Here is a 23,531-nt window from a genome sequence, read left to right on the forward strand (position 1 = left end):
CCGGCAGCAGAACAGCGAGGTAAGGCAGGGCATACCTCAGGCCCTTGTTGAGCAAAAGCACAAGTGCAAGCAACCGGAGATAGCTTTGAAGGTCGTGGGGGCAATTTGCCCCTATTCACGGCTTTGGCTTTTCCTCAAGCTTTCGCTTGGTCTCACAGTTCTACTTGCACAAGGCTACTGTGCAGAAATCATTGCTTCTGGAGATAGTGGGGCTGAAGTTTCCAGAACTGCGCCAAATAAAGCTGCCAGTTTTCTTGCTTCGATCGCAACATCGTGCTGGAATGCAACTTGTTCTGCCCCTGCCTGCCCCATTTTCTGTAATACTTCTGGAGGAGATTGCAGTACAGCTCGAATTGCTGCCGTAAGAGCTTCTACAGAACCCGCAGGTACAAGCCAACCGCTGACTTCAGGTATTACTAATTCAGGGATTCCAGCAATGTAAGTGCTGATCACAGGGCGATGCAGTGCCAAAGCTTCCATGATTGCCACAGGTAGCCCTTCAGAGAAACTGGGCAGCACAAAGGCACGGGATGCCAGGACTTCCTGACGCACGGAGGAGTTGCTCATCCACCCAGCGATCTCAACGTAATTTTTCAGATTCGATCGCGCAATCAACTCTTCAATCTGTTGCCGTAAAGCTCCGTCTCCCACTAAAACCAGTTTCAGCGAAACTCCTTCTGATACGAGTTGGCGAACGGCTTCAACCAGCAGTAATTGTCCTTTGTCTTCGCACAAACGCCCAACACACACCAGGCGAGGCTCCAATGGAGTTGGCGTTGCAGGCTGAGCCAGAAAGTCTCGATCGACTCCACAATGAACCACAAAAATTTTCGACCATTGCGACTGAGCGCACCAGCGAAATAGCTGACTTTTGCCAAACGAACTTACTGTCACCACGAAAGCCGAGCGTTTGATCTTCTCCACGATCGAGAGTGCGGCGATCGTGTCAAACTCTTCGGGACCGTGAATCGTAAAACTGTAGGGCGGACCGCCGATCGCAGCGCACAGCATCGCTACGGTGGTTGAGTTTGTTCCAAAATGGGCGTGAACGTGCTGAACTCCCGCTTCGGCAAACCATTGCAGTAAAATACAGGCTTCTAACCAGTAGATCAGATGGCGAAGGATGCCGCGATCGGAGGCTCGACCCAGCTTCCAGGCTAATCTCAATCCCCCCAAGACCCCGATCGGCTTTGTGAGTAGGGTCCGAAGCAAGCTGAGCAGCAGGGTGAGCCGATTTTCTTCCAGGAGCGTTCGGGTGAGTTCTGCTTCCTTTTGGTCGAGCGGATCAACGAGTTCTGCTTGGCACGATCGAATCGAGTATCGCAAAACCTCAATTCCACAGGCTTCAACTCCCGCAATTTCGCGCCGAATAAAGCTGTGGCTCACCTTGGGATACTGATTTACGAGGTAGGCAATCCTGAGGGGTGCTCCCATATTTTTCACTAAATTAGTATTTGCTGACGGTGTTCATGCTGGGTCAAAACAGGATGCCGTAAATCGGTTACTACATTGGTTTTCACTCAGGTTGTCCTGTCAAGAGAGCCAAGCTAAAAATTATTGCTGCTGTGCCAGTACCCTTCTAGCAACAGACCGTTGATGGCTTGTAGGAGAGCGGAGCTTTTCGGGCTTCAGCACTAGACCCGCAACCCCTCCGATCGCCAGCACATAGATTGGATTCAAGAGCGCGTTGAACAAACTATCCACCATATATAGACTAATCACGACTAGTAAAGCAGCCGTTGGAGCAACTTTGGGATGTGACCACAATCGAGCCGGATAGCGCAGCCAAGTTAGGGCAGTCACAGGTAAGAGCATCGAGAGCGTCATACTGGCTAATCCAACGGTTCCGTGATGCCCAAAGGCAATAATCCACAAACTATCCTGAACGGTCATCTTGCCATAATTGTCGATTGGTACGCGGGCGCGTCCCCAGCCACCCCAGCCAAACCAGATCCGCTCTCTGGCTTTGTCGGTGAGAAGCTCTTCATTATTGAATCGAAATTCGAGCGACTGAACTCGATCGGGCGGCAGAAAGCCTGAGAGTGCTTCAATAATTTGATCTGTTACATAAGCTGCAGACTCCGCATTGACAAGGAGATAGCCACAAATCAGTGCGGATAGGGCATAAAGAGGCAGGGCAGTGCGAAAATAGCGCGACGAAACGAGTAAGCCGAGTCCTGCCACTAAAAGAAAATAGGCTCCGGTCGAGCGCATTAAAACAAACGTGACAAACAGTGCACCAATCAGCCAATCCATCGGAATGCCCCAAAGCTGCTTCAGCGTGCCCGATCGCCAGAGCCAGATGCCAATCAGCGTTGCTGCCATCATGAACGCAGCTACGGTTAGACCATGCCGCATAAACACGAGCGGTCGAAATCCGCCCAAACGCATTGCCTGTCCAAAATCTGCAAACGCGATATCACCGTAAACGATTCTATGGAGCTGAGGACTCATGCGCGACTCGAATAGGCACAGCGGGGCGTAAACCAGACCACCCACAAAAAGCCCGATCGCAAGTTGCTTTAGCCCGGTCAAACTGTTTAGATAGATCCGTCCTAAAAAGTAAGGAATACCCCAGGTCACGGTTTGATCCAGAACTGCTGCCACGCCGTCGTAGGGTCCTAGCTCGTTCGTCATGGAAGAGATAAACGGGCAAAGACACCAGATTGCCATTGGCAAATCGACCCAGCCAAACCGGAATGAGCTAAAGCGACCAACATCAAAAATAAAAGTTGCCAGCAGCACTCCATAACACGTTGCTGACATCTTGGTGTAGTCAGGCAGCCCCGGCAGAGTTAGCGATGCTTCAGGAAGAAACATCCAGGCAGTGAGGAAGCTAATCACAACTGCCTTTTGCGCCGGAAAGCGAGTGAAGAGATACAGCACGATCGGAATCCAGGCAAACATGACGAGCGGGACAGTGAGGGCAACGTGCCCGCCCGGATTATAAGTTAGCGTAAGCTCCATATCGGTTTCTCCATCACTGCTAGTCGCTCACTACCTAAAGATTTCTTGCACTTGTGTCCTAAAATCTCGTGTCCTAAAATCATTTATTCACTCATTGTTTCAATGCAACAGGCTCTCTGCCTGAGAGGATTTAGGTTGCGAGGTTCGATTCGGCACGGTCTGATGTTTCATGCTGTGATTTAGTGCGGCTTCAAATCGATCGGTTGCATCCTCCCAGGTATAATCAACAGATTTTTGGTATGCTGCATTCGACAGCAGTTGCCATTCTGCATCTGACATTTGACAAACCGCAATAATTGCCTCTGCCATTGCTTCTGGGCTGTTATGGGGAACGAGTAATCCTGCACCGTCTGCCAGCAGTTCTGGTGCGGCTCCGGCTGGCGTACCAATGACCGGAGTCCGGCAAGCCATTGCTTCTAAAATTGGCAGACCAAAGCCCTCGGTGCAGCTCCCAAACAGCCAGGCATCGCACCCAGCATAGTGATCACGCAGCTCGTCCTGAGTCGGTTTGTAGGTAAAGGTCACTTTTGCAGGTGGGATTCGTTCTGCGGGTAGCTTTGACTCGCCAAATGCTAGCAGTCTCAGTTGTGGAACTTTGCTGGCCGCAATTTTAAACGCTTCAAGCACCAGGTCTGAACGCTTCCAAGGCGTTGTGGAGTAAATCATGCCAACGGTTGGAACAGATTGCTTGTGGCGCGGGGGAGCGTAAAACTGCCTTGAATCTACGCTGTTGGGCACAAGCGAAACGCTGCTATTGCCGTACCGATCGCGCATCAAATCTTGTAGCCACCGCGCTACCACAATTTTTTGGAGAGGCAGGGAGTATGTGGATACAGCTTCTGCTTGAGGCAAGTAGTCAAAAACTTCATGATGCTGAATGAAGTGAATCTTGGCGCCCTTAGCCGGAGAAAACTTTGCAACCCAATGAGCCGTCTCCCACCAGGTTGCAATTACAACATCTGCATCAGACACATCTTCATCCTGGACTGGACGAAACCGTTCGAGCAGCTTACAAGTCACGCCGATGTTGTCAAAATGGGACGGCGGTTTTCTAGCTGGAATCAAACCTTTTCCGGCTAGCACTGAGCGAACCTGATCGCGGAGCGTCGGAATTTTAGAAGGGCGAGAAACAACAGATACTTCATGTCCGCGCTCCTGAAGCTTTTTTGCATAGGTTGCAATCACCCGGTCACCGCCCGCAAGCGACAGCCCACCCATCACAAAGGTAATCTTCATCTATTCCCTCTTATCCGCATCAGTGGTTGAACAATTGACTCGTCTTCTGGGCGGCGGCGCAATGAGAATTGAATTCAGTTTGTCGCTGCACCCCCGCCACTTGTCATTCATCAATGCCAGAGCCTTACAAACCAATCAAGTTATAAACCAAAGAAGGAGCGTACTCCAAACATAATGGTCAGGGTGGTCAAAAAGACAGCCGTAGCGAGGATATCTTGCCGGAAGGCACTAATCTGTTCGCGCCATAGTGCATAGCTAACCAGAATCCAGATCGGAATGTTGCTGACCGCAACGCTGACTACAGCTCCCACAGCTCCATAAAGCGAGAAGCCAATTGGAATGCCAATGGCATAAAAAAGGAAACTGAGAAAAGAACCAAAGGCGTTATATCTCGGTTTTCCGATCGCGAACAGAACTGGATCGATCGTCTGGGTCAGCATGAGGGGCCAGGTTCCCAGTGAAATCAGGGGAAGCATCCAACCTGCTGCCGCGTAGCGATCGTCGTAGAGAAAGCTGACCAGCAAATTCCCAAAGCTAATGAATATTGCCAGCCCCACTGCCAGAACGAGCAAAATCGGCTGACGATTTCGCAAAATCTTCTGCCGAAATTCAGAGCGGGGTAGCTCAGTCATTCTGGAGTAGGTCGGAAAGATCACTTTATTACTGACTGCCAGCAGCAACGATCGCGGCATATCTGCTAGCGCAAAGGCAATGCCATAAACGCCCAGCATTTCAAGGCTAAACAGCTTACCCAGGATCAACCGATCGGATTGGTTTGCTAGAAAAGTCATCACGGTGGAAATAAAGATCCACTTGCCAAAGCCAATCAGCTCTCTAACTGCACTGCGATCCCATGTCAGGCGATTGGGTTTACCTTTGTTGAGCTGGTGACTCCGAATGAGATGAAATATCGAGGAACTAAGACTACCCCCTACCAATGCCCAGACTGAAGGATAAAGCACCGCCCAGATGAGCATCACGGCTAATGAAATGACCTGCCCTGACAACTCGTAGATTGCAAGCTGCTTAACGGACAAATGGCGATTGAGGGTGAAAATGGCGGTTGAGTTGAAACCTCCGAGAGCCGAGCTTAGCCCAACGATCGGTAGCAGCAAAGCAAGACGCGGCTCGTTGTAAATTTGGGAAGCTGGAAAAGCAAGAACTAGACAGCCCAACCACAGCAGAAAACCGCGGATGATTTGCATCGTCCAGGCAGTATTCAAAAAGTCAGGCTCGTCGCCTCGCTTATTCTGAACAATGCTGGTATGGATTCCCAAGTCTGAGAATAGAACTAAGCCAGTAATAAAGACATATACCAGGCTCATCAGCCCAAACAGCTCCGGCAAAAGCAGGCGGGTGAGGATAACGTTGCTACCAAAGCGTAGCAGTTGACTGATTCCGTAGGCGGCAACCGTCCAGATCGCCCCCCGAATTGCCTGCTTTTTAATCGAGTTCGTGCTAAGGGATGCCATAGTAATACTTCTATAAGTCTGATCGGGCAGGTAGCTTGCTTTTTGAGGAACCAATACTCCTTCGCCAAATTTAGGCAAAATGAGAGCTTTAACAGCAACCTATCGGAAGACCAGTGACAATCAGCTAATACCGCGAATGGCATCCGCAGCGAACGAGTTAAGACTCAGAATGAGACAAAACCGTCGCTTTTAAATGTCAAAGCGCAGGGACTTGCTGAATGTCTTGGATTACTAGTTCCTTAACTTATGAAATCCCAAAAGCGTGATTCTGACGATCGATTTTCAGTAGCTTTACTTTTTCTTGTTAGGAAACGGTGATTGTTTAGGGGATCGATAAAGCAATATTTATGTTCTGTTCGCAATTTAACCGTGCTTTCCCAGCCGGGCGCAGGAAAAGCAAAGTCAGTAAATTTACCAATCCTAAATTAGGGATAGAAGCTGAGTTGAGGAAGTCCGAGCGTTTCTTCCCAGCCCATCATCAAGTTAAGGCACTGAATTGCCTGCCCTGCCTGCCCTTTCAGCAAGTTGTCGATTGCAGATATCACAATCACGCGATCGGTACGAGGATCAACCTCAATGCCGATATAGCAAAGATTTGTACCGCACGCCCATTTAGTTTGCGGGTAGACTCCACTGGGCAGCACCCGCACCCAGGGAGAGGAACGATAAAACGCTTGATAAATCGTAATCAGGTCATCCCGCACGAGTCCTGGATCGCGCAGGGTTGAGTAGACCGTCGCCAAAATTCCTCTCACCATCGGAATGAGGTGCGGCGTGAACTGAATGAGAACCTCGTGCCCTGCCAGATCACTGCAAACCTGCTCAATTTCCGGGGTATGGCGATGCCGCCCCACGTTATAAGCTCCCAGCGATTGATCGGCTTCTGCCAGCAGCAAATTAGTTTTGGCTTGTCGCCCGCCGCCGGATGTGCCTGATTTTGCGTCGATAATGGCAGACTCCGGCACGACTAACCCCTGCTTTAGGAGTGGTGACAGTGCCAGCAGGCTTGCGGTGGGATAACACCCCGGACAGCCCACAAGCTGCGCGTCGGCAATGCGATCGCGATACAGTTCGGGCAGCCCATACACCGCCGTTTCAGCAATGTCTCGATCGGTACGCTGCCTGCCGTACCAGGTTTCATAGGTATCCAGATTGCTAAAGCGATAGTCTGCCGATAAATCCAGCACTTTGCAGCCTTTTGCAAGCAGCGCAGGAGCCATCTCACAGGCTAGACCATTGGGCAGCGACAAAAAGACGACTCGACAGCGATTGCCAATTTCGTCCAGGTCGATCGGCTCGATCATCAGCTTCGTGTAGTGTCCTAGATGAGGATACAGCTCTGAGAACGGTTTACCCGCGCTGCTTTCCCCACCCAGATAAACCAGTTCCAGCTTGGGATGATCAGCCAACAACCGCACGAGCTGAACGCCCCCATAGCCCGATGCGCCGATAATGCCAACGGGTATCCGTTCTGAATCCCCCATGATGCTCTGTTACTCCAAATTTAAGAGAAATACAATTTGGTAAAAATACAATAGGGTAACTCGATAAGCTACGTCTATCAAAAGCAAAATTTTAGTCTGAATCCGGTTTCGTTGCCGAAAAACAAAAAGGCAAATTCGCACTACTGCTGCTTACAATACGAGCCGGCTGTATTTGGCTTGATTAACCCGACTGACTCAGGGGATGTGCAAGTTGGCAACTTAGATCTCAGCAGCTCAAACTTTAGCAGCCTAGACGATAGGGATTTCTCGCAGGGTTGGCACTCTGCTTGCCCCAATTGGACGGAGAAGAGGCCTATCCCATAAGAGAATTACACAGAAATTGAAAGAGCTGCACGGGGTGTTACTGGAGATCGGCGATCGCACTGGCTGAACTGAATTAAATAAATTTAACATTAGAGTATAGAGGTGAGCCTGCAAATTGGGGAAAGCGATACAAAAGGACTGCTGTACGATTTTCATTGGCAGCCTCCCCTGTACTCATCGACTAATGACTGAATTCATTCAAAATTGGGGCGATTAATGGTGGAACCGCTACATGGGCAAGAGCATTCTTTTTCAGGTTCAGACACGGCGTTTCAGTTTGATTCGATCGAGGCGGCTCTGGCAGATCTGAAGGCAGGACGATCGATCGTTGTGGTAGACGATGAAAACCGCGAAAACGAAGGCGACATTATTTGTGCGGCTCAGTTTGCCACGCCGGACATGATTAACTTCATGGCGGTTGAAGCACGAGGATTGATTTGCTTGGCAATGACGGGCGATCGGCTAGATGAGCTAGATCTGCCCCTGATGGTGAGTAGCCGTACCTTTGAAGACAGCAACGAACAAACCGCTTTTACCGTCAGCATCGACGGAGCGTTGCATTTGGGAGTTTCGACAGGCATTTCGGCAGACGATCGCGCCCGTACCATTCAGCTTGCGATTAATCCAAATACGAAACCGGAGGATCTGCGTCGTCCCGGTCACATTTTTCCGCTGAGGGCAAAAGAGGGCGGCGTTTTGAAGCGGGCAGGGCACACCGAAGCGGGCGTTGATCTGGCGCGGCTGGCAGGACTGTATCCGGCAGGGGTGATTTGCGAGATCCAGAATCCGGATGGCTCAATGGCGCGATTGCCGCAGCTGATCGACTATGCTCAGCATCACCAGCTCAAAATTATCAGCATTGCGGATTTAATTAGCTATCGGCTCCAGCATGAGCGGTTTGTGCAGCGGGAGGCTGTTGCCGAGCTACCCACTCAGTTCGGGCATTTTCAGGTGTATGCCTACCGGAATCAGCTCGATAACTCAGAGCATTTGGCGATCGTGAAAGGTGACCCAGCGACCTTTAAAGACAAGACCGTAATGGTGCGGGTTCACTCGGAATGCCTGACCGGAGACGCGCTTGGCTCCCTACGGTGTGATTGTCGGATGCAGCTTCAGGCTGCCCTAAAAATGATTGAGAATGCAGGCGAGGGCGTAGTCGTTTATCTGCGGCAAGAGGGTCGTGGAATCGGGCTAGTCAACAAGCTCAAGGCATACTCGCTGCAAGACATGGGGCTGGATACGGTTGAGGCAAACGAAAGGTTGGGATTCCCTGCCGATCAGCGAAATTACGGCATTGGCGCACAGATTCTTAATGATGTGAAAGTGCAGAAGTTTAGCCTGATTACCAATAATCCGCGCAAGATTGCCGGATTGAAGGGCTACGACTTAGAGATGGTCGATCGGGTGCCGCTGCTCATTGAGGCAACGACCTACAATGCTGATTACCTGGCAACCAAAGCCGAAAAGCTAGGACATTTGCTGCTAAGAACTTATTTGGTCACGGTGGCGATTCAGTGGCAGGACGATTCTTCGATCGGAGACACTTCGACCCATCGCCTTTCTGTTACCGATCGCTATGAGCGACTGGAAAAAATTCGTGCCTTGACGCAAAGACAGGATTTGTTGCTGCAAGAAGAAGCCCGCTCGCTGGCGATCGCCCTCTTTGGGAATTCATCGCTGATTTTTCATCTGGGCTTTGACCAGGTCGATCTGTCTCCTCCAAACTGGTATCAGCAGCCAGATCACCCTTATGTCAAAGCGATCGGCAAAATTCTAGATGAGCTAACAGGCTGGCGATCGGTCAAGCAGCTTGAATTCCTGATTGCCACAGGACAAGATCCGCTTAGCAACCTTCAGGTAAAGCTCGACCGTCAAATTTTCCGCCTCGATCGGGCACATCCTGAAACCAACGTGATGCCGTCGCAGGTCTGCAAGCAGCTTGAGACTCAGCGAATTTTTGTGTTTTCAGAGCATCCGGTGATCGATTAAAGGATAGTGCGGGTTTTGCTCCCCGTGTTCATTCTGGCAACTGCGATCGTTCGTGCTCTGATGCTGTCTGGATTTGAGCGATTAAACGAGGACTAGGCAACATTGACCGATCGGGCGGTTTCGCTGGCGGCGAGGACTTCTTGGCGTGCCCAGCGATCGGCTTCCAGAATATCCTCTAGCGTTGGGGTGGAGCGGTGGTGTGACTGGTGACGATCGCACACCGTTTCGATTAGGTGGGGGATGTCGAGGAAGCGAATTTTTTCTTCCAGGAATAGCGCGACTGCCTGTTCGTTTGCCGCATTTAGGACTGCTGGCATGCTTCCGCCCGATCGCCCGGCTGCATAGGCAAGTTGCATACAGGGGTATTTCTCGTGATCGGGAGCGCGGAAGGTGAGGCTGCCTGCTTTCACAAGGTCGAGCCGTTCCCAGTCGGTGTAGATTCGCTCTGGGTAGGAGAGGGCATAAAGCAGGGGCAAGCGCATATCTGCCCAGCCCAACTGTGCCAGCACCGAGGTGTCTTGAAGCTCGATCAGCGAGTGGATAATGCTTTGCGGATGGATGACGATCTCAATGCCGTCATAGTCCATGCCAAACAGATAGTGTGCTTCGATCACTTCTAAGCCTTTGTTCATCAGGGTGGCAGAGTCGATCGTGATTTTGCGTCCCATCGTCCAGTTGGGGTGCTTCAGCGCGTCTGCGACTGTCACCGAAGCCAGCTTTTCGACAGGCAGATCGCGGAATGCTCCACCGGAAGCCGTCAGCAGAATTTTTCGCAGTCCGCCAACCGGAACGCCCTGAAGACACTGGAAGATTGCTGAATGCTCGGAGTCTGCCGGAAGCAGTTTGACCCCATGCTTTTCAACTAACGGCAATACTACAGGACCGCCTGCGATCAGGGTTTCTTTGTTCGCTAGCGCAATGTCCTTCCCTGCTTGAATTGCAGCGATCGTTGGCAGTAAACCCGCACAGCCCACAATACCCGTGACGACTGCTTCTGAATCTCCGTACCGTGCCACTTCCACGACTCCGGCTTCACCGCTCACCAGAATTGGCTGGGGGTCAAGCTCTGCAATCGCTTCCTTCAGGGTGGGCAAGTGTGCTGCGTTGCCGATCGCGACTATCTCTGGGCGAAATTGCCGCACCTGCTGCGCCAACAGCTCGACATTATTTCCAGCCGCCAGCCCGACAATCCGAAACTGATCGGGGTACTGCGCCACGATATCGAGAGTTTGAGTGCCAATAGATCCCGTTGATCCCAGGAGAGTAATTGCTTTCACGATCGGTTCAGAATGAGCAGCAATCTAACTATAGGACGAGAGGGGATCGAAGCGGGAGAGGAGTCAGAGGATGTTTGAAACGTCACGAATGTCCTGCATCGCCCCCTAGATCCTCGATGAATGGAGAACTTTGAAACTTAGGCAACTCTGGCTGCCCTGTAATGGGAGCGATTGAACGAGTAGGATGGGGTGTGCAGCGTAACTTATATACATTAGCTGGGATTCGGCGTTGCCTAGTAGGGCATTGTATTGGTGATGCGAATCGGCGTAGCGGCATTTTCGGGAGTTGCAGAAATAACTTGTCCGACAATTCGGCTGTCCTCATAGCCTGCGTTTCTCAAAGCCGCCAGACAGTCCCTTGCCCGATCGCCTGGTACGCTTGCTAATAGTCCACCCGAGGTTTGCGGATCAAATAGCAGGGGGTAAAGGGGATGATGGACGGGTGGATTTTGGATGAAGCGACTCGCGCCAAAGTTTTGTGGGTGCAGTGAACTGAGAAATCCTTGCTGCACTGTTTCTTTTGCGCCTTCTAGAATCGGCAGTGCGTTGAGGTCGAGATCGATCGCCACCCGAGAAGCATTAACCATTTCTATTAAATGTCCCAGTAGCCCAAAGCCAGTGATGTCCGTGCAGGCTGTTGTGTTGGATTGCCGTAGAGGTTCGATCGCAAATTGATTGGATAAACGCATCGAGTCGATCGCCCCTTCAATCCAGCGTCCTTTTGCCCGAAGCTGCATATTTGCCGCAAAAAGCGTTCCTGTTCCCAGAGGCTTGGTGAGAATCAGAGCCTGTCCGGGCTGCATCCCGCCTTTTTTCCAGAGCTGATCTGCTGTTGCTAAGCCGTTGCAGCTTAAGCCAAACGCTAGTTCTCCGCCTTCGATCGTGTGTCCGCCGATGAGCACGGCGTTTGCCTGGTGCAGCATTTCGATCGCCCCTGAAAGCACCTGATACAGCGTTTCTTCCTGCTTGGTAGTGGTTCCATAAGGAAGGGTGACGATCGCCAGCGCACTTTGAGGCATTGCCCCCATTGCAAACAGATCGCTTAGCGCATGATTTGCCGCAATTTGCCCGAAGATAAAGGGGTCACTGAGGAGCGATCGAAAGTAGTCTACGGTCTGCACCATAACCTGACCCGACGGAACACTAACCACCGCTGCATCATCGGGGGCATCGAGTCCAATCAAAATATCGGGGCGATTTAGAACGGGGGGACGCGATTGATTGATTCGGTTCAGAGCAAGCTGAAGCACCGAACTGCCTACTTTTGAGCCACACCCCGCGCAGTGCATCGAAGGAGGGACATCGGCAGCAAAAGGTTTCGCATCTATCGACATCATCGGTTTTAGATTCGTGAATTTCTCCATAAACCGTCGATCGATCGAATCTTTCCACTTCCAGAAAATTGGATGAGGACCAAAGCTGAGATTTCCACGGGAGGCAATTGCTGTTCGCTTTAACTGACCTGCTTCTGGAAAATCGCCCGTTCCTACCAGAATCAAAAATTCTTTTTGCGGTTTGAACGGCTGCGGATCTTTGCCCTGCAACACGCGCCGCAGATTATTTGCCAGAGGTTTGCCCTGTCGCACCGCAAACACGCCTGCTTTTGGACGGGGATGATTCACCATGCTCGCCACATCACCCGCTGCAAACACCTGAGGATGGGAGATCGATCGCAGCCGATCGTCTACCAGCAGGAAGCCGCGATCGTCTGTTTTCAGTCCAGAATCCGCTAGCCATGAAGCCGCCGAAGCTTGCGTCACCCAAAACACTTCTGTAACGGGGATCGTTAGACCAGATTCGCAGTGAATTTCTTTTAGCGTCTGGCTTGGCTGAGCTGGGGAATCAGGGGTTGAATTTGAGAGCGTTACACTGCCTCCTCTGTTCTCTTTTCTGCCTTCCAAACCTGGGGGACTTTGAGCAGGTACGGCCCGAATTTCACAGACTGTTTCGCTCAGGTGCAGGTGAATGCCTCGATCGCGCATCACACGCTCAAGTTGCCGTCCCAATCGAGGATGCCTTTCTGGGACAAGCCGATCGCCCTTATGGAACAAATGCAGTTCGGGAATCGAGGGCTGTCCAGATGTTTGTTGCATTTGCCGCAGCCGTGCCTGAAGTCCCAAGATTAGCTCCACGCCACCCGCTCCGCCACCGACCACTGCCAATCGCATTGAAGAATCAGACTGTTGCCCAATTCGCTCGATGACCTGATCCCATCGCTGCAAAAACTGAGAAATCGGCTTTACCGGAATCGCGTACTCCGCCGCCCCCGGAACTGTGACTGCCGCAGGCGTACTGCCAATATCGATCGACAAAAGATCAAAGGCGATCGGCGGACGATTCGCAAACAAAACGCAATTTTCTTTCAGGTCTAACCCAATGGCGCGATCGACAATCATCTGCCCCTGAGCCAACTCACAAAGCGGACGCAGATCGATATGGCATTCGTCGAACTGGTATGCCCCTGCGATATAACCCGGCAGCATTCCCGAATAGGGCGTATGCGACACATCAGCAATCAGCGTCAACTGCACTCCCGGAACCGGGTTCATGCCGAATTGTTTTAGGACGATCGCATGGCTATGCCCCCCGCCGATGAGTACGAGGTCTTTGAGGATTGGCGACGACTGCATCACAATTACAGAAACACGTCAGTCTCTACCGTAGCGTTGAATTCGGTGGGTGAGGGGGCGATCGGTGGGTGAGGAGATGGGAAGAGCTTTACAAGCTTGGGTAACTCAAAATTCTACAGTAATGACTCTGATGAGTTCTCTATATCCTGCTTAAACTTCTGCTGAATCTCATCCGGCAAAGTTTCCAACGTAAAAGGCTGTACCTCACCCTGATACAGGAGTTGCTTAATCACCTCATACTTAGAACTTAGCTCTTTATTAAGCTGCACCCAGAGCCGCAGCCCTTCTCGAACCCAAATTTTTAGTGCTTCTTCACTGGGAAAGCTGGAGTTATACGGATATTCATCTTCATAGGTGTTGTTATAAACTTCCTGCCATCCTAGAAGACGCTGGAGTGTTTCTTGCCTAATGGGAAGCTGAGCAGGGTCAAAGTCTCCAAACCTAAGCCCATCGTCATACCAAGTGGGCCAGCGCTACTACAATCAACCTTCAACTCAAATCTGAAAGCCATTGCCACCGCCCCAAACCTACAGAAAAACTCACCCTATCCCCTCATTATCCCTATCTTCCCAACTCCTCACCCATCCCTCCATCCACTCTTCACCCCCTCCCCACCTCTGCTATCTTTAGTTGGAAGCGTCTTGAGCAAAAAGAAATATTTTCATGGGACTTACTTACCAGCGCGTTTTGCTGAAGCTGAGCGGCGAGGCACTGATGGGCGATCTGTCTTACGGGATTGACCCGTCTGTGGTTCAGAGTATTGCAGAAGAAGTAAAAGAAATTGTTTCAGCAGGGGTGCAGACCGCGATCGTTGTAGGGGGCGGCAATATTTTTCGGGGTGTGAAAGGGGCAGCCGCCGGAATGGATCGGGCAACCGCAGACTATATCGGCATGATTGCGACCGTTATGAATGCGATGACCTTGCAGGATGCCCTGGAACGGCTCGAAGTTCCCACACGGGTGTTGAGTGCGATCGAGATGCAGGAAGTAGCAGAACCCTATATTCGGCGGCGGGCAATTCGTCACCTGGAGAGAGGGCGGGTCGTGATTTTTGGAGCAGGGTCAGGAAATCCGTTCTTTACCACTGATACAACGGCTGCCCTGAGAGCGGCTGAAATCAATGCAGAAGTGGTGTTTAAGGCAACTAAGGTGGACGGGGTGTATGACTCCGATCCCAAGAAAAATCCGAAAGCGCGTCGCTACCAAAGCCTGACCTATAGCCACGTTTTAACCGAAGACCTGAAGGTGATGGATACCACTGCGATCGCCTTGTGTAAAGATAACAATATCCCCATTATTGTGTTTGACCTTTCCGTGGCGGGCAATGTTCGTCGGGCAGTGATGGGAGAGTCGATTGGAACGATTGTTGGAGGGTCTTGTGAAATTAGCTGACGTTGAAAGCCACATGCAGAAAGCCGTTGAGGCAACTCAACGATCGTTTAACACCATCCGAACTGGACGCGCCAATACTTCTTTGCTCGATCGCGTCACGGTTGAATACTACGGCACTCCAACCCCGCTCAAATCGCTTGCCAACATCAACACACCAGATGCCAGCACGATCACCATTCAGCCTTACGATCGTAATACGATGAACCTGATCGAAAAGGCAATCAGTCTATCGGACATTGGCTTAACGCCCAATAACGACGGCTCCACAATTCGCCTGAACATTCCGCCTCTAACGAGCGATCGGCGTAAAGAGCTGGTGAAAATGGCGGCAAAAATGGCAGAAGAAGGCAAAGTCTCGATTCGCAATATTCGTCGAGATGCGATCGACTCAATCCGCAAGCAGGAAAAGAGCGGCGATGTTTCGGAAGACGAAGCGCGGGATACGCAAGACAGCGTTCAGAAGCTGACAGACAAATTCATTCAGAAGATTGAGCAGATTCTTTCCGAGAAAGAGTCCGACATTATGACGATTTAAGAGGGTGATTCGGAAGAATCAGAGGTTCTACATCGCTCCCTAAATCCCCCAGTTTTGGGGGACTTTGAGATGCTTCCAGGAAACGATGTGCTTCCTGGAATTCAAGTTTAGGGGGCGAATTGGATAATGAAAATTTTTTCAAACATCAGCCGCCAATGCCATATCCTGGCTGGCGCAAATCCTCGAATAGCCGCACTTCGACCACGCGATTGGGTTCGATAATGGCGGGCTGTGGTGCAGTCAGATAAGTTGTTGCTGCACTGGTTGTTGCACCTGCCGCGATTCCGGCAATCAGTCCAACTCCGGTGACGGCTCCCAAAAGCGTTCCTGCGACTGCGCCGACCGCCGAGTTTTGCATCATCTGGTTGCTGGAGAGCTGCCGATCGCCCGATAGTTTATTCGATCGTCCGTTTAGCAAAAAACTTTCCCCATCGATGCTAATTGCCTGAGCGATAAACTCGCTGCCTGAACTGCCTGTTTCAAATCGCCCAATCACCTGACTACCCGCAGGCACAATAATTTGGCCTTCCTGATTCCGCACATCGCGATCGACCACCAGCACTTCCTGAAGTGGGTAATCGCTCGACAGATTAAGCGTTTCTTCACCCTGGTATCGCAGACTTAGGACCGTTCCCGAAGGCAGCAATACGCCTGAAGTTGAATTGACCGCCACCACAGTTTCACGGAATCCTTCCTGCGGAGTTTCGCGAGCAGTGGTTCTGGAGGCTGTGCTGGTCGATTCTGATCCCGGTAGCGGTTGCCCAAACTCGATCGCGCTGGCATCACGAGTCCGAGCAGGGGATGGGCTGGAAGAATTTAGGGCGGGGACGCGAACTGAACGCTCTGCTGGCGGCGTCCATGTGGCAGGAGGCAGTTCGGTGGGCAGCGATTCTGGTTCAGCAGGAGGCAGTTCGGTTGGAATAGCAGCGGTAATCGCTTCAGTCGGATTTTCATTTGCTCTGACAGGCTGTTCAGTCGCTTCAGCTTTAGAGGTCTCAGTTTCAGAAGCTTGAAGGGCAGGAGCCGGATTCCCTGAGGTTTGAGAGGCAGGAGTTTGAACTTCAGCGTTCTGAATCTCAGTGGCTTGAGCGGTGGTTTGAGGAACAGAAGTTGGATTCTCTGAGGGCTGAGCGGTAGAAGCTTGATTCTCAAAAGCTTGAATTTCAGAAGCTTGGATCTCAGGAGCCTGACCTTCAGCAGTTTGAGGAGCAGGAGTCAGATTTCCTGGAGGAGCAGATAGGGCTGGGTCTGGAGAGGCGGCAACAGCAGACAGATCGGGAACTGAAACTGTGGGGGGAGTGGTTCGCGCAGAGCGCATTTCTGAAGGAACTGCGGCAGGGTCAGCCGGGGGGAGTTCTACAGGAATTTCTGTTGCGCCCGGTTCCAGAGGCGGCAGGTCTGAAGTTGCTTCATTTGCTGCTGCTAGATTTGGAGTTGAACCTGCTGATGTTGAATTAGCGGCTGATGAATCTGCTATCACCTCAGGAGCCGCATTGACAGGAGAAGCATCAGGAGCTTGAGGCGAAGGGGAATTTACAGCAGCAGTCTCCCTTTCGGGGGACTGGGAAGCGATACCTTCTTCGGGGAAGGGCGAAGCGACTGTCTGAGCCGGAGCAGGGTTTGCCCCTGCCAGAACTGGGCGCAGCACCCATCGATCGCCGCTTTGCTGGAGGTCAACCTGCTGTGGAGCTAGAACGGTTCCCGCAGCTAGCTGCATCACGATTCGGGTGACTCCGGGCTGAAACTGAGCGATGCGAATTTGCTGAACTGCGCCGGGAAACTGCTTTTCGGTTTGAAGTGTGCCGACATCAGTGTTAGGCAGATCGATCACAATGCGGGCAGGCTGAGCCGCCAAGAAATAGCGTGGCGTTGCGCCAGGAGGAAGATTGACTGACAGCGCGGCTGATTCAGGGTCGTACTGCCATTGCAGCGAAGAAGCCTGGGCAATTGCCCCTCCGGGGAACTGCGAAGCAAACGAAGCAGGCAACGCGATCGCGGCTCCAGTAAGTATCAGCCCTGTCCCCAATAACCCGACTGGTTGGGAAACACTCAGCCAAAACTGAGTCTGAACCTGCTGCACAAATCGCTTTTGCATAATCACCTCACAAGCCGCACGGCAAAGAACGCTATCTTTTCGAGCAGGAAAAAACGCGGCACACGATCGCTAAAGCGTCTGACTCGCGAAGTCCTTTGCCAGGGCATCACCAGTATCATAGCCGTGGGGCGGCTCAGCTTTCATGTGGTCATGATAGGAGTAGGGGCAGTAAAAGACTGGTTCCCCTATCCCCCTCTATATGTAGCGTTTCATCCTGCCCTAAATCAATACAGCGTTTAGTGTAATGGCTTTGCTGCAAAATGGCACAGTTTCTTGGTTAAGGCTTGTTGAGCGCGGTAGGCAGGAAATTTACGAGCCTATCTTTTCCTGCCCTAGCTTACGGCGCTTTCGATCAGCCGCCATTGCCGATTCTCAGCGATCGCCCGATTCACAGAGTCAAACATTGCGCGGCAGTGATTATTGCTCTTGAGAGGAAGTTCTTCGTTCTTCACCACAAAATTCATGCGGACAGCAGGATCTTGAACAGGTCGTTCGATCAGGACTTCAACCGTCACAAGCTGAGTATAAGAGACATGACCGGGCGTTTCTTTCGCGACCAGGTAGTCTTCCGAGTCAAAAACAACATCCAAACTGCACGATCGCAGCGTCTCGCTGAGGGAATGGCGCAGCCGATTAGAAGCCGATCGCCATTCGGGGTGATCTAACGACACTGAAATAGTAAATAAGCTGGTATAACGAGCCATAGGCAACCCCGGCATCTTAACGTTTAACCATCCACTCCTACCCAATCGGAATTTTGTATTCCCGTCAAGACTGTTCCGGCACTGAATTAGTCGTTTCAATCGAATAGGCGGGTTATCTCAGGAAAGACTTATTCCTGCAAGTTTGCCTGCAAAGGTATGAATTGGGAATTTCCGGTTTGATGTACCTGAACTCAATCTCAATTGAGCGAGTGGACTTTGTTTCGTTTCCTGGTTCGTTCCTTACCCCATTGCTGCTGGTTAGATGACGAAAACTGCTGGAAATAATGTGAACAAAACCAATCTTGGTAAAAGTGCCTTACTATATCCAGAGTTCAGTCTAACTTGACTAATTCCCGGACAATTTAGCTAAACCATTTAAGAAGGATCTGCTTTTAGAGGGAGATCTCAAGCGACACACTCCTTGATTTGATGCAGACGATTCTCTTAATTGTAGGCGATTCGTTGAAATTTGCAGCATTTGCATGAGTAGGAACACTCAATTTGAAACGGTGCCCGAAGATTTACCCAAAGATTTATCCGAAGATTTGCCTAGAGATTTACCCAGAAACTCGTTTGAGAAGCAACCCGGAAGGCTCGTTGTTTTTGAAGGTGTAGAGGGTTCAGGCAAAACGACGCAAATCAAAGCCGTGCATACCTGGCTGATGGAAACTCATTGGCTCAATAACAGGCAGGAATCGCCGTTATTTTCCCAGTGTGTTGCGACTCGTGAACCAGGCGGGACTGGGCTAGGGCAGCAGTTGCGTCAACTCTTGCTTCATCCTGCCAGCGACGAGCCACTGCAAGACCGCACCGAACTTTTACTTTATGCAGCCGATCGCGCTCAGCACGTTGCGGGAATGCTGAAACCTTTACTAGCGCAAGGGGCACTGATTCTCTGCGACCGATACACTGATTCCACCATTGCTTATCAAGGCTACGGCCGACAGCTCGATCGCCCCCTGATTGATCAGCTCAATCAAATTGCCACAGGCGGGCTGCAAAGCGACCTCACCCTCTGGCTCGATCTAGATGTGGAGCTTGGCTTAGCTCGTGCCCAGCGGCGGGGCAGTCGCGATCGAATTGAGCAAGCCACGATCGAGTTTCATCACCGGGTGCAGCAGGGCTTTACCGATCTGGCCAAGACATTTCCCGCTCGAATTGTCCGCATTGACGCTAGCCAGCCTTCAGAGCAGGTGACACAGCAAATCCAAACGGTACTGATCGATCGATTGGGTAAGTGGGCGAAAGAGTGACAAAAGGGCTGACCCCAAAATTCTAAATAGCAGGACTGGTAAAGGCTAAGCTGCTCAATCAAAAATTCATTAGCGTGCCATTGGGTTGCCACATGGTCGCAATACGGTCTGTCTATAGTAGTCAATATCAAATAGTCAATATCCGTCGATCGGTTCTTCCTTTCCAAGTTCTTTTCTTGTTGATGGCGTCGAGATAACAGTGCCAGAGCTAATGGCTCGATCGAGGCAGGGGCATTTATCCGGCGAGGAGAACCGCTTCGCATCGTCATAAACTCACCCTATCTATGCAACAGGTGCGAGATGGCAACACAGCAAAATTCTGATTCGACCCATCATTCTCCTGAGTCCAATTCGTCCACCTCATCCAGTCAAAACTTCACCATACTTATGTCTCAGTTCGATTATCCTGAAGCGGAAACGGCTTCCCGTCATTCTGAAACTCAACTTACTGAAACTCCCGCTTCTCATCGTTCCAATCGCGGCTGGAGAGCTTCTTTCGCTTCTGTTTTGCTGGGGGCTAGCGTCGCGACGACCGGAGCCTACATTGCCTGGAACCCAAGTTCGCCGCTGCGTCAGCAGGCACAGGCGCAGTTGCCGCCCACTTCGATCGCCCAGGCGCAAAATGTTCCCATCCGCGACCCCAATTTCATTACTTCGGTCGTGCAGAACGTTGGACCTGCCGTGGTGCGAATCGATGCTAGCCGCACGGTGAGGTCGGCAGTTCCCGAAGCATTCCGCGATCCGAGGCTGCGGCAGTTTTTTGGTGGACGAGTGCCTCTTCAGGAGCCGTCTGAGCGAGTGCAGCGTGGAGTTGGCTCTGGTTTCATCGTCAGTCAGGATGGACAGATTATTACCAACGCTCATGTTGTTGCGGGTTCGGATACGGTCGAAGTCGTGCTTAAGGACGGGCGCAGAATAGAAGGCCGGGTGGTTGGCTCCGATCCCGTAACCGATGTGGCGGTTGTAAAAGTCGATGAAACGAATCTCCCAACAGTAAAGCTCAGTAACTCTGACCAGATTCAGCCCGGTCAATGGGCGATCGCGATCGGCAACCCGCTGGGGCTAGATAACACCGTCACGGCGGGCATAATCAGCGCGACCGGACGATCGAGCAGTGATGTGGGCATTTCCGACAAGCGAATTGACTTTATTCAAACGGATGCTGCCATTAACCCCGGTAACTCTGGTGGTCCCTTGCTGAATGAGCGTGGCGAAGTCATTGGCGTGAATACCGCTATTCGTGCGGATGCTCAAGGAATTGGCTTTGCGATTCCGATTAATACCGTTCAGCGCATCTCGAATGAACTCATTACCAAGGGCAGCGTTCAGCACCCCTATTTAGGAGTGCAAATGGTAACCCTCACGCCAGACGTAAAGCAGGACATTAACAGCAATCCAGAGAGCGATCTGAACGTCACCGAGGATGAGGGAGTTCTAGTAGTTCGCGTTGTGTCGGACTCTCCTGCTGCTAAAGCCGGAATTCGAGCAGGAGACATCGTTCGCAGCATCAACGGTCAAACCATCACAAAGGCAAACGAGCTACAAAACGTTGTGGAGCAGAGTCAGGTGGGCAGCAATTTGCAGGTGCAGCTTAGACGGGCTGGGCAGGATGTTAACCTGACCGTGCAGCCAGGAGCCTACCCCGTTGATAATTCTGACCAGCAGGGTTAATCCCATTTCGTTTTCTGACCTTTTTCCTGATAAGACACGAGGCGCAGCTTGCGCCTTTTTTTTGCTTACGCCGAATCTTGCGGTTGTCCACTTGCCGATCGTCCTTTCTCGATCGCTTCCCGGTATGATCAAAGACTTACCGACCAAGACACTATTGCTCACCGCTCATGTCTGACCTTCGCCATAATTGGACGACTGAAGAAATCCTCGATCTGCTCCAGCAGCCGCTGCTTGATCTGGTATTTCAGGCGCAAACGGTTCACCGTCGCCACAACCCGTCGAACTGCATCCAGCTTGCCACGCTGCTGAGCGTTAAAACCGGGGGCTGTCCAGAAAATTGCAGCTATTGTCCGCAGTCGGCGCACTATGAAACCACTGTTGAAAAGCAGCCAACGCTCACGATCGAAGAAGTCGTTGCTGCCGCGCATCGGGCAAAAGAGCTGGGCGCAACTCGCTTTTGCATGGGCTGGGCATGGCGGGAAATTCGCGAAGGAGTCGCCTTTGAAGCCATGCTAGAAATGGTGCGCCAGGTTCGATCGCTGGGGCTAGAAGCCTGCGTCACTGCTGGAATGTTAACCGACTCTCAAGCAGAGCGGCTTGCCGCCGCCGGGCTCTCTGCTTATAATCACAACCTGGACACCAGCCCCGAATTCTACGACCAGATTATTACGACGCGCACTTATGGCGATCGGCTGGAAACGCTTGATCGAGTTCGCAAGGCAGGCATTACCGTGTGCTGTGGCGGCATTATTGGCATGGGTGAAAGTTTGGTCGATCGTGCCCGAATGCTGCAAGTGCTGGCAACCCTGACTCCCCACCCCGAAAGCGTACCGATTAATGCCCTCGTTGCCGTGTCGGGTACACCACTGGAGGAACAGCAACCGATCGACCCATTGGAACTGGTGCGAATGTGTGCCGTTGCCCGCATCCTCATGCCCCAGGCGCGAGTCCGTCTTAGTGCGGGTAGAACCAGCCTCAGCCGCGAAGCGCAGGTGCTTTGCTTCCTGGCGGGCGCAAACTCAATCTTTTACGGTGAAAAGCTGCTGACCACTGCCAACCCCGATCAGGATGCCGATCGCAAGCTGCTAGAAGACATCGGCGCAGTGCCGCTCGAACCCTTTGTTGACACCAATGCCCTATCGATAAATTAAATCATCCAGTTCCGCATAGTCGGGCAGAGTCGTATCGATCGCCTTTCCATTCCGTAGCACAATGCGATCGACCTGGGGACGGGCAAACAGTTCGCTGTAGTAGCGTGCTCTGAATAAAATCAAATTCGCCGCCGCACCCGGATAAATTTCAGCGATTTGCGGCAGTTTCATCAGGGCGGCAGGAGTGGTGGTGACGCTGCGGCTCCAGTTGTCGTAAGGGGCATCAAGCTGGGCGATTCGGGTTGCCTGAGTGAACACTTCCAAGCCGTCATGATCGCCATAGCCATAAAACGGATCGCGGCAGTTGTCGCTGGCAAAGGCGACTGGAACTCCAGCTTGCTTCAGCTCATGCACTAGTGTAATCCCACGCCACCGGGGAGTTTTTGTGAGCAGAACTGCCTCCTGCAAAGAACCGCCATTAAGCGCAGATTCCTGGTTGCGATCCTGCAAATACAGATTGCACATCGGCAGACTCACAATTCCAATGCCTGCCTGCCGGACGCGATCGATCGTTTCTGTGGCATCCTTCGCCGCTTGAACTGCCAGGCTACAGCAGTGACCACAAACTATCTGTCCAGAAAACTGATGCCGAATCGCTGCTTCCGCGATGTGATACAGCGCATTGTTTGCCGGATCCCCGCTTTCGTCGGTGTGGATGTCGAGGTCGAGATTGCGCTCTTTTGCCAGGCTGAACAGGCGCTCGATCTGCTGAGAGAGGTCAGGATGAGCGATCGTCACACCCCCAAGCACTCCGCCCGCTTCTGCCACTAAATCCGCCAACTTTTCTCCCTCCGGGGTCAGGTAATAGTCCAGAGGCACGAGAGACACTGCCTGGAGTAACATGCGGTCTGCCCACTCCTGCCGCAGCACTTGAAATACTCCGAAGCTGATCGCTGCCTGTTCTCCATAAGCGTCGATGTGGGTGCGAATTGCCTGCGTCCCGTGAGCATAAGCACACCGCAGCCCAAACTCCATGCGCCGATACACATCTTCTGCGTTCCAGTGCTTCTGGCTATCCGCAGCAACGGTTTGCAGCGCATCCTCAAACGATCCAGATCGATTGGGAGCACGTCCCCAGGTGTGTCCTTTGTCTAGATGCGTGTGCAGATCGACAAAGCAGGGAAACACGATGCCTTGCCTTAGATCGTATGCAGACGTTCCTTCTATCGATCGACCCTTCGCAGGCACAATCTCGGCGATCTGACCCGATCGAATCAGTAAATCAACCTGCGCCAAATCACCCGACACTGGAAAGCTCACATCTTTTAAAAGGGCGATCGGCACACGCGCATTCGTCAACCAGTACTGTTCTGCATCAAATACCATGAAAGCCCTATCCCTAGCACCACAC

At 51.9% G+C, this 23,531-nt stretch carries 17 protein-coding genes; 7 read left to right on the plus strand and 10 right to left on the minus strand.

Translation table 11 applies throughout. From position 1 onward, the window contains the following. Nucleotides 1–174: 174 nt before the first annotated feature. The 5 genes from NDI45_RS06235 to argC all read right to left on the minus strand — a co-directional run bounded on the left by NDI45_RS06235 (nt 175) and on the right by argC (nt 7,159). Nucleotides 175–1,434, minus strand: a complete 1,260-nt coding sequence (locus NDI45_RS06235; RefSeq protein ID WP_348246773.1) for a glycosyltransferase — start codon at nt 1,432–1,434, stop codon at nt 175–177. Nucleotides 1,435–1,554: 120 nt separating this feature from the next. After that, entirely contained in the window at nt 1,555–2,967 is a 1,413-nt protein-coding gene (locus NDI45_RS06240) for an O-antigen ligase domain-containing protein (protein WP_348246774.1), read from the minus strand. Between the two features lie 99 nt (nt 2,968–3,066). Next, on the minus strand, nt 3,067–4,203 hold the full coding sequence (locus NDI45_RS06245) for a glycosyltransferase family 4 protein (RefSeq protein ID WP_348246775.1): 1,137 nt from the start codon (nt 4,201–4,203) through the stop codon (nt 3,067–3,069). Between the two features lie 140 nt (nt 4,204–4,343). Beyond that, on the minus strand, nt 4,344–5,675 hold the full coding sequence (locus tag NDI45_RS06250; RefSeq protein ID WP_348246776.1) for an oligosaccharide flippase family protein: 1,332 nt from the start codon (nt 5,673–5,675) through the stop codon (nt 4,344–4,346). 425 nt (nt 5,676–6,100) lie between these two features. Next, entirely contained in the window at nt 6,101–7,159 is a 1,059-nt protein-coding gene (gene argC / locus NDI45_RS06255) for an N-acetyl-gamma-glutamyl-phosphate reductase (protein ID WP_190791209.1), read from the minus strand. A 540-nt stretch (nt 7,160–7,699) separates the two neighbouring features. Here argC and ribBA point away from each other — a divergent pair. After that, nucleotides 7,700–9,472, plus strand: a complete 1,773-nt coding sequence (gene ribBA / locus NDI45_RS06260) for a bifunctional 3,4-dihydroxy-2-butanone-4-phosphate synthase/GTP cyclohydrolase II (protein ID WP_348246777.1) — start codon at nt 7,700–7,702, stop codon at nt 9,470–9,472. A gap of 92 nt (nt 9,473–9,564) precedes the next feature. Here the strand turns inward: ribBA and dxr are convergent, their stop codons facing one another. Both dxr and selD read right to left on the minus strand, forming a co-directional pair. Next, nucleotides 9,565–10,749: a 1-deoxy-D-xylulose-5-phosphate reductoisomerase gene (gene dxr / locus NDI45_RS06265; RefSeq protein WP_348246778.1), complete on the minus strand. Its 1,185-nt coding sequence runs from the start codon at nt 10,747–10,749 to the stop codon at nt 9,565–9,567. A gap of 233 nt (nt 10,750–10,982) precedes the next feature. Continuing rightward, nucleotides 10,983–13,379 carry a selenide, water dikinase SelD gene (gene selD, locus NDI45_RS06270; RefSeq protein WP_348246779.1) on the minus strand — a complete coding sequence of 799 codons (2,397 nt, stop codon included), beginning with the start codon at nt 13,377–13,379 and terminating at the stop codon, nt 10,983–10,985. Nucleotides 13,380–14,042: 663 nt separating this feature from the next. On the opposite strand from selD, the gene pyrH reads away from it, so the two are divergent. Next, a complete protein-coding gene (gene pyrH, locus NDI45_RS06275) occupies nt 14,043–14,771 on the plus strand; it encodes a UMP kinase (protein WP_190790691.1) in 729 nt (242 codons plus the stop codon). After that, nucleotides 14,758–15,306, plus strand: coding sequence for a ribosome recycling factor (gene frr / locus NDI45_RS06280; protein WP_190790690.1), 549 nt, complete (start codon nt 14,758–14,760; stop codon nt 15,304–15,306). Before pyrH ends, frr begins: the two co-directional genes overlap by 14 nt. 145 nt (nt 15,307–15,451) lie before the next feature. On the opposite strand, the gene NDI45_RS06285 is transcribed toward frr, so the two are convergent. Then, nucleotides 15,452–17,401, minus strand: coding sequence for an AMIN domain-containing protein (locus tag NDI45_RS06285; RefSeq protein ID WP_348246780.1), 1,950 nt, complete (start codon nt 17,399–17,401; stop codon nt 15,452–15,454). Here NDI45_RS06285 and NDI45_RS06290 point away from each other — a divergent pair. Next, a complete protein-coding gene (locus NDI45_RS06290; protein ID WP_348246781.1) occupies nt 17,396–17,641 on the plus strand; it encodes a hypothetical protein in 246 nt (81 codons plus the stop codon). The genes NDI45_RS06285 and NDI45_RS06290 overlap by 6 nt on opposite strands. Before the next feature lie 92 nt (nt 17,642–17,733). Here NDI45_RS06290 and NDI45_RS06295 read toward each other — a convergent pair whose 3' ends face one another. Beyond that, nucleotides 17,734–18,105: a hypothetical protein gene (locus NDI45_RS06295; RefSeq protein WP_348246782.1), complete on the minus strand. Its 372-nt coding sequence runs from the start codon at nt 18,103–18,105 to the stop codon at nt 17,734–17,736. Nucleotides 18,106–18,587: 482 nt separating this feature from the next. Here NDI45_RS06295 and tmk point away from each other — a divergent pair, with 482 nt between their 5' ends. From tmk to bioB, 3 genes are all read left to right on the plus strand, one after another. Beyond that, on the plus strand, nt 18,588–19,358 hold the full coding sequence (tmk, locus tag NDI45_RS06300) for a dTMP kinase (RefSeq protein ID WP_348246783.1): 771 nt from the start codon (nt 18,588–18,590) through the stop codon (nt 19,356–19,358). 387 nt (nt 19,359–19,745) lie between these two features. Continuing rightward, a complete protein-coding gene (locus tag NDI45_RS06305) occupies nt 19,746–21,029 on the plus strand; it encodes an HhoA/HhoB/HtrA family serine endopeptidase (RefSeq protein WP_348246784.1) in 1,284 nt (427 codons plus the stop codon). A gap of 167 nt (nt 21,030–21,196) precedes the next feature. Beyond that, a complete protein-coding gene (gene bioB / locus NDI45_RS06310; RefSeq protein ID WP_348246785.1) occupies nt 21,197–22,180 on the plus strand; it encodes a biotin synthase BioB in 984 nt (327 codons plus the stop codon). On the opposite strand, the gene NDI45_RS06315 is transcribed toward bioB, so the two are convergent. Beyond that, on the minus strand, nt 22,166–23,506 hold the full coding sequence (locus tag NDI45_RS06315) for a cytosine deaminase (RefSeq protein WP_348246786.1): 1,341 nt from the start codon (nt 23,504–23,506) through the stop codon (nt 22,166–22,168). The genes bioB and NDI45_RS06315 overlap by 15 nt on opposite strands. Between the last annotated feature and the right edge of the window lie 25 nt (nt 23,507–23,531).

Source organism: Leptolyngbya sp. GB1-A1, from assembly GCF_039962475.1.
In the GTDB taxonomy this organism is placed as follows: Bacteria; Cyanobacteriota; Cyanobacteriia; order Elainellales; family Elainellaceae; genus Leptolyngbya_A.

What these genes read in the sequence shown, in the direction of transcription:
- NDI45_RS06235 (WP_348246773.1), bottom strand. Translation starts at nt 1,434, where the DNA reads ATGGGAGCACCCCTCAGGATTGCCTACCTCGTAAATCAGTATCCCAAG.
- NDI45_RS06240 (WP_348246774.1), bottom strand. Translation starts at nt 2,967, where the DNA reads ATGGAGCTTACGCTAACTTATAATCCGGGCGGGCACGTTGCCCTCACT.
- NDI45_RS06245 (WP_348246775.1), bottom strand. Translation starts at nt 4,203, where the DNA reads ATGAAGATTACCTTTGTGATGGGTGGGCTGTCGCTTGCGGGCGGTGAC.
- NDI45_RS06250 (WP_348246776.1), bottom strand. Translation starts at nt 5,675, where the DNA reads ATGGCATCCCTTAGCACGAACTCGATTAAAAAGCAGGCAATTCGGGGG.
- argC (WP_190791209.1), bottom strand. Translation starts at nt 7,159, where the DNA reads ATGGGGGATTCAGAACGGATACCCGTTGGCATTATCGGCGCATCGGGC.
- ribBA (WP_348246777.1), top strand. Translation starts at nt 7,700, where the DNA reads ATGGTGGAACCGCTACATGGGCAAGAGCATTCTTTTTCAGGTTCAGAC.
- selD (WP_348246779.1), bottom strand. Translation starts at nt 13,379, where the DNA reads ATGCAGTCGTCGCCAATCCTCAAAGACCTCGTACTCATCGGCGGGGGG.
- pyrH (WP_190790691.1), top strand. Translation starts at nt 14,043, where the DNA reads ATGGGACTTACTTACCAGCGCGTTTTGCTGAAGCTGAGCGGCGAGGCA.
- NDI45_RS06285 (WP_348246780.1), bottom strand. Translation starts at nt 17,401, where the DNA reads ATGCAAAAGCGATTTGTGCAGCAGGTTCAGACTCAGTTTTGGCTGAGT.
- NDI45_RS06295 (WP_348246782.1), bottom strand. Translation starts at nt 18,105, where the DNA reads ATGGCTCGTTATACCAGCTTATTTACTATTTCAGTGTCGTTAGATCAC.
- tmk (WP_348246783.1), top strand. Translation starts at nt 18,588, where the DNA reads ATGAGTAGGAACACTCAATTTGAAACGGTGCCCGAAGATTTACCCAAA.
- NDI45_RS06305 (WP_348246784.1), top strand. Translation starts at nt 19,746, where the DNA reads ATGTCTCAGTTCGATTATCCTGAAGCGGAAACGGCTTCCCGTCATTCT.
- bioB (WP_348246785.1), top strand. Translation starts at nt 21,197, where the DNA reads ATGTCTGACCTTCGCCATAATTGGACGACTGAAGAAATCCTCGATCTG.
- NDI45_RS06315 (WP_348246786.1), bottom strand. Translation starts at nt 23,506, where the DNA reads ATGGTATTTGATGCAGAACAGTACTGGTTGACGAATGCGCGTGTGCCG.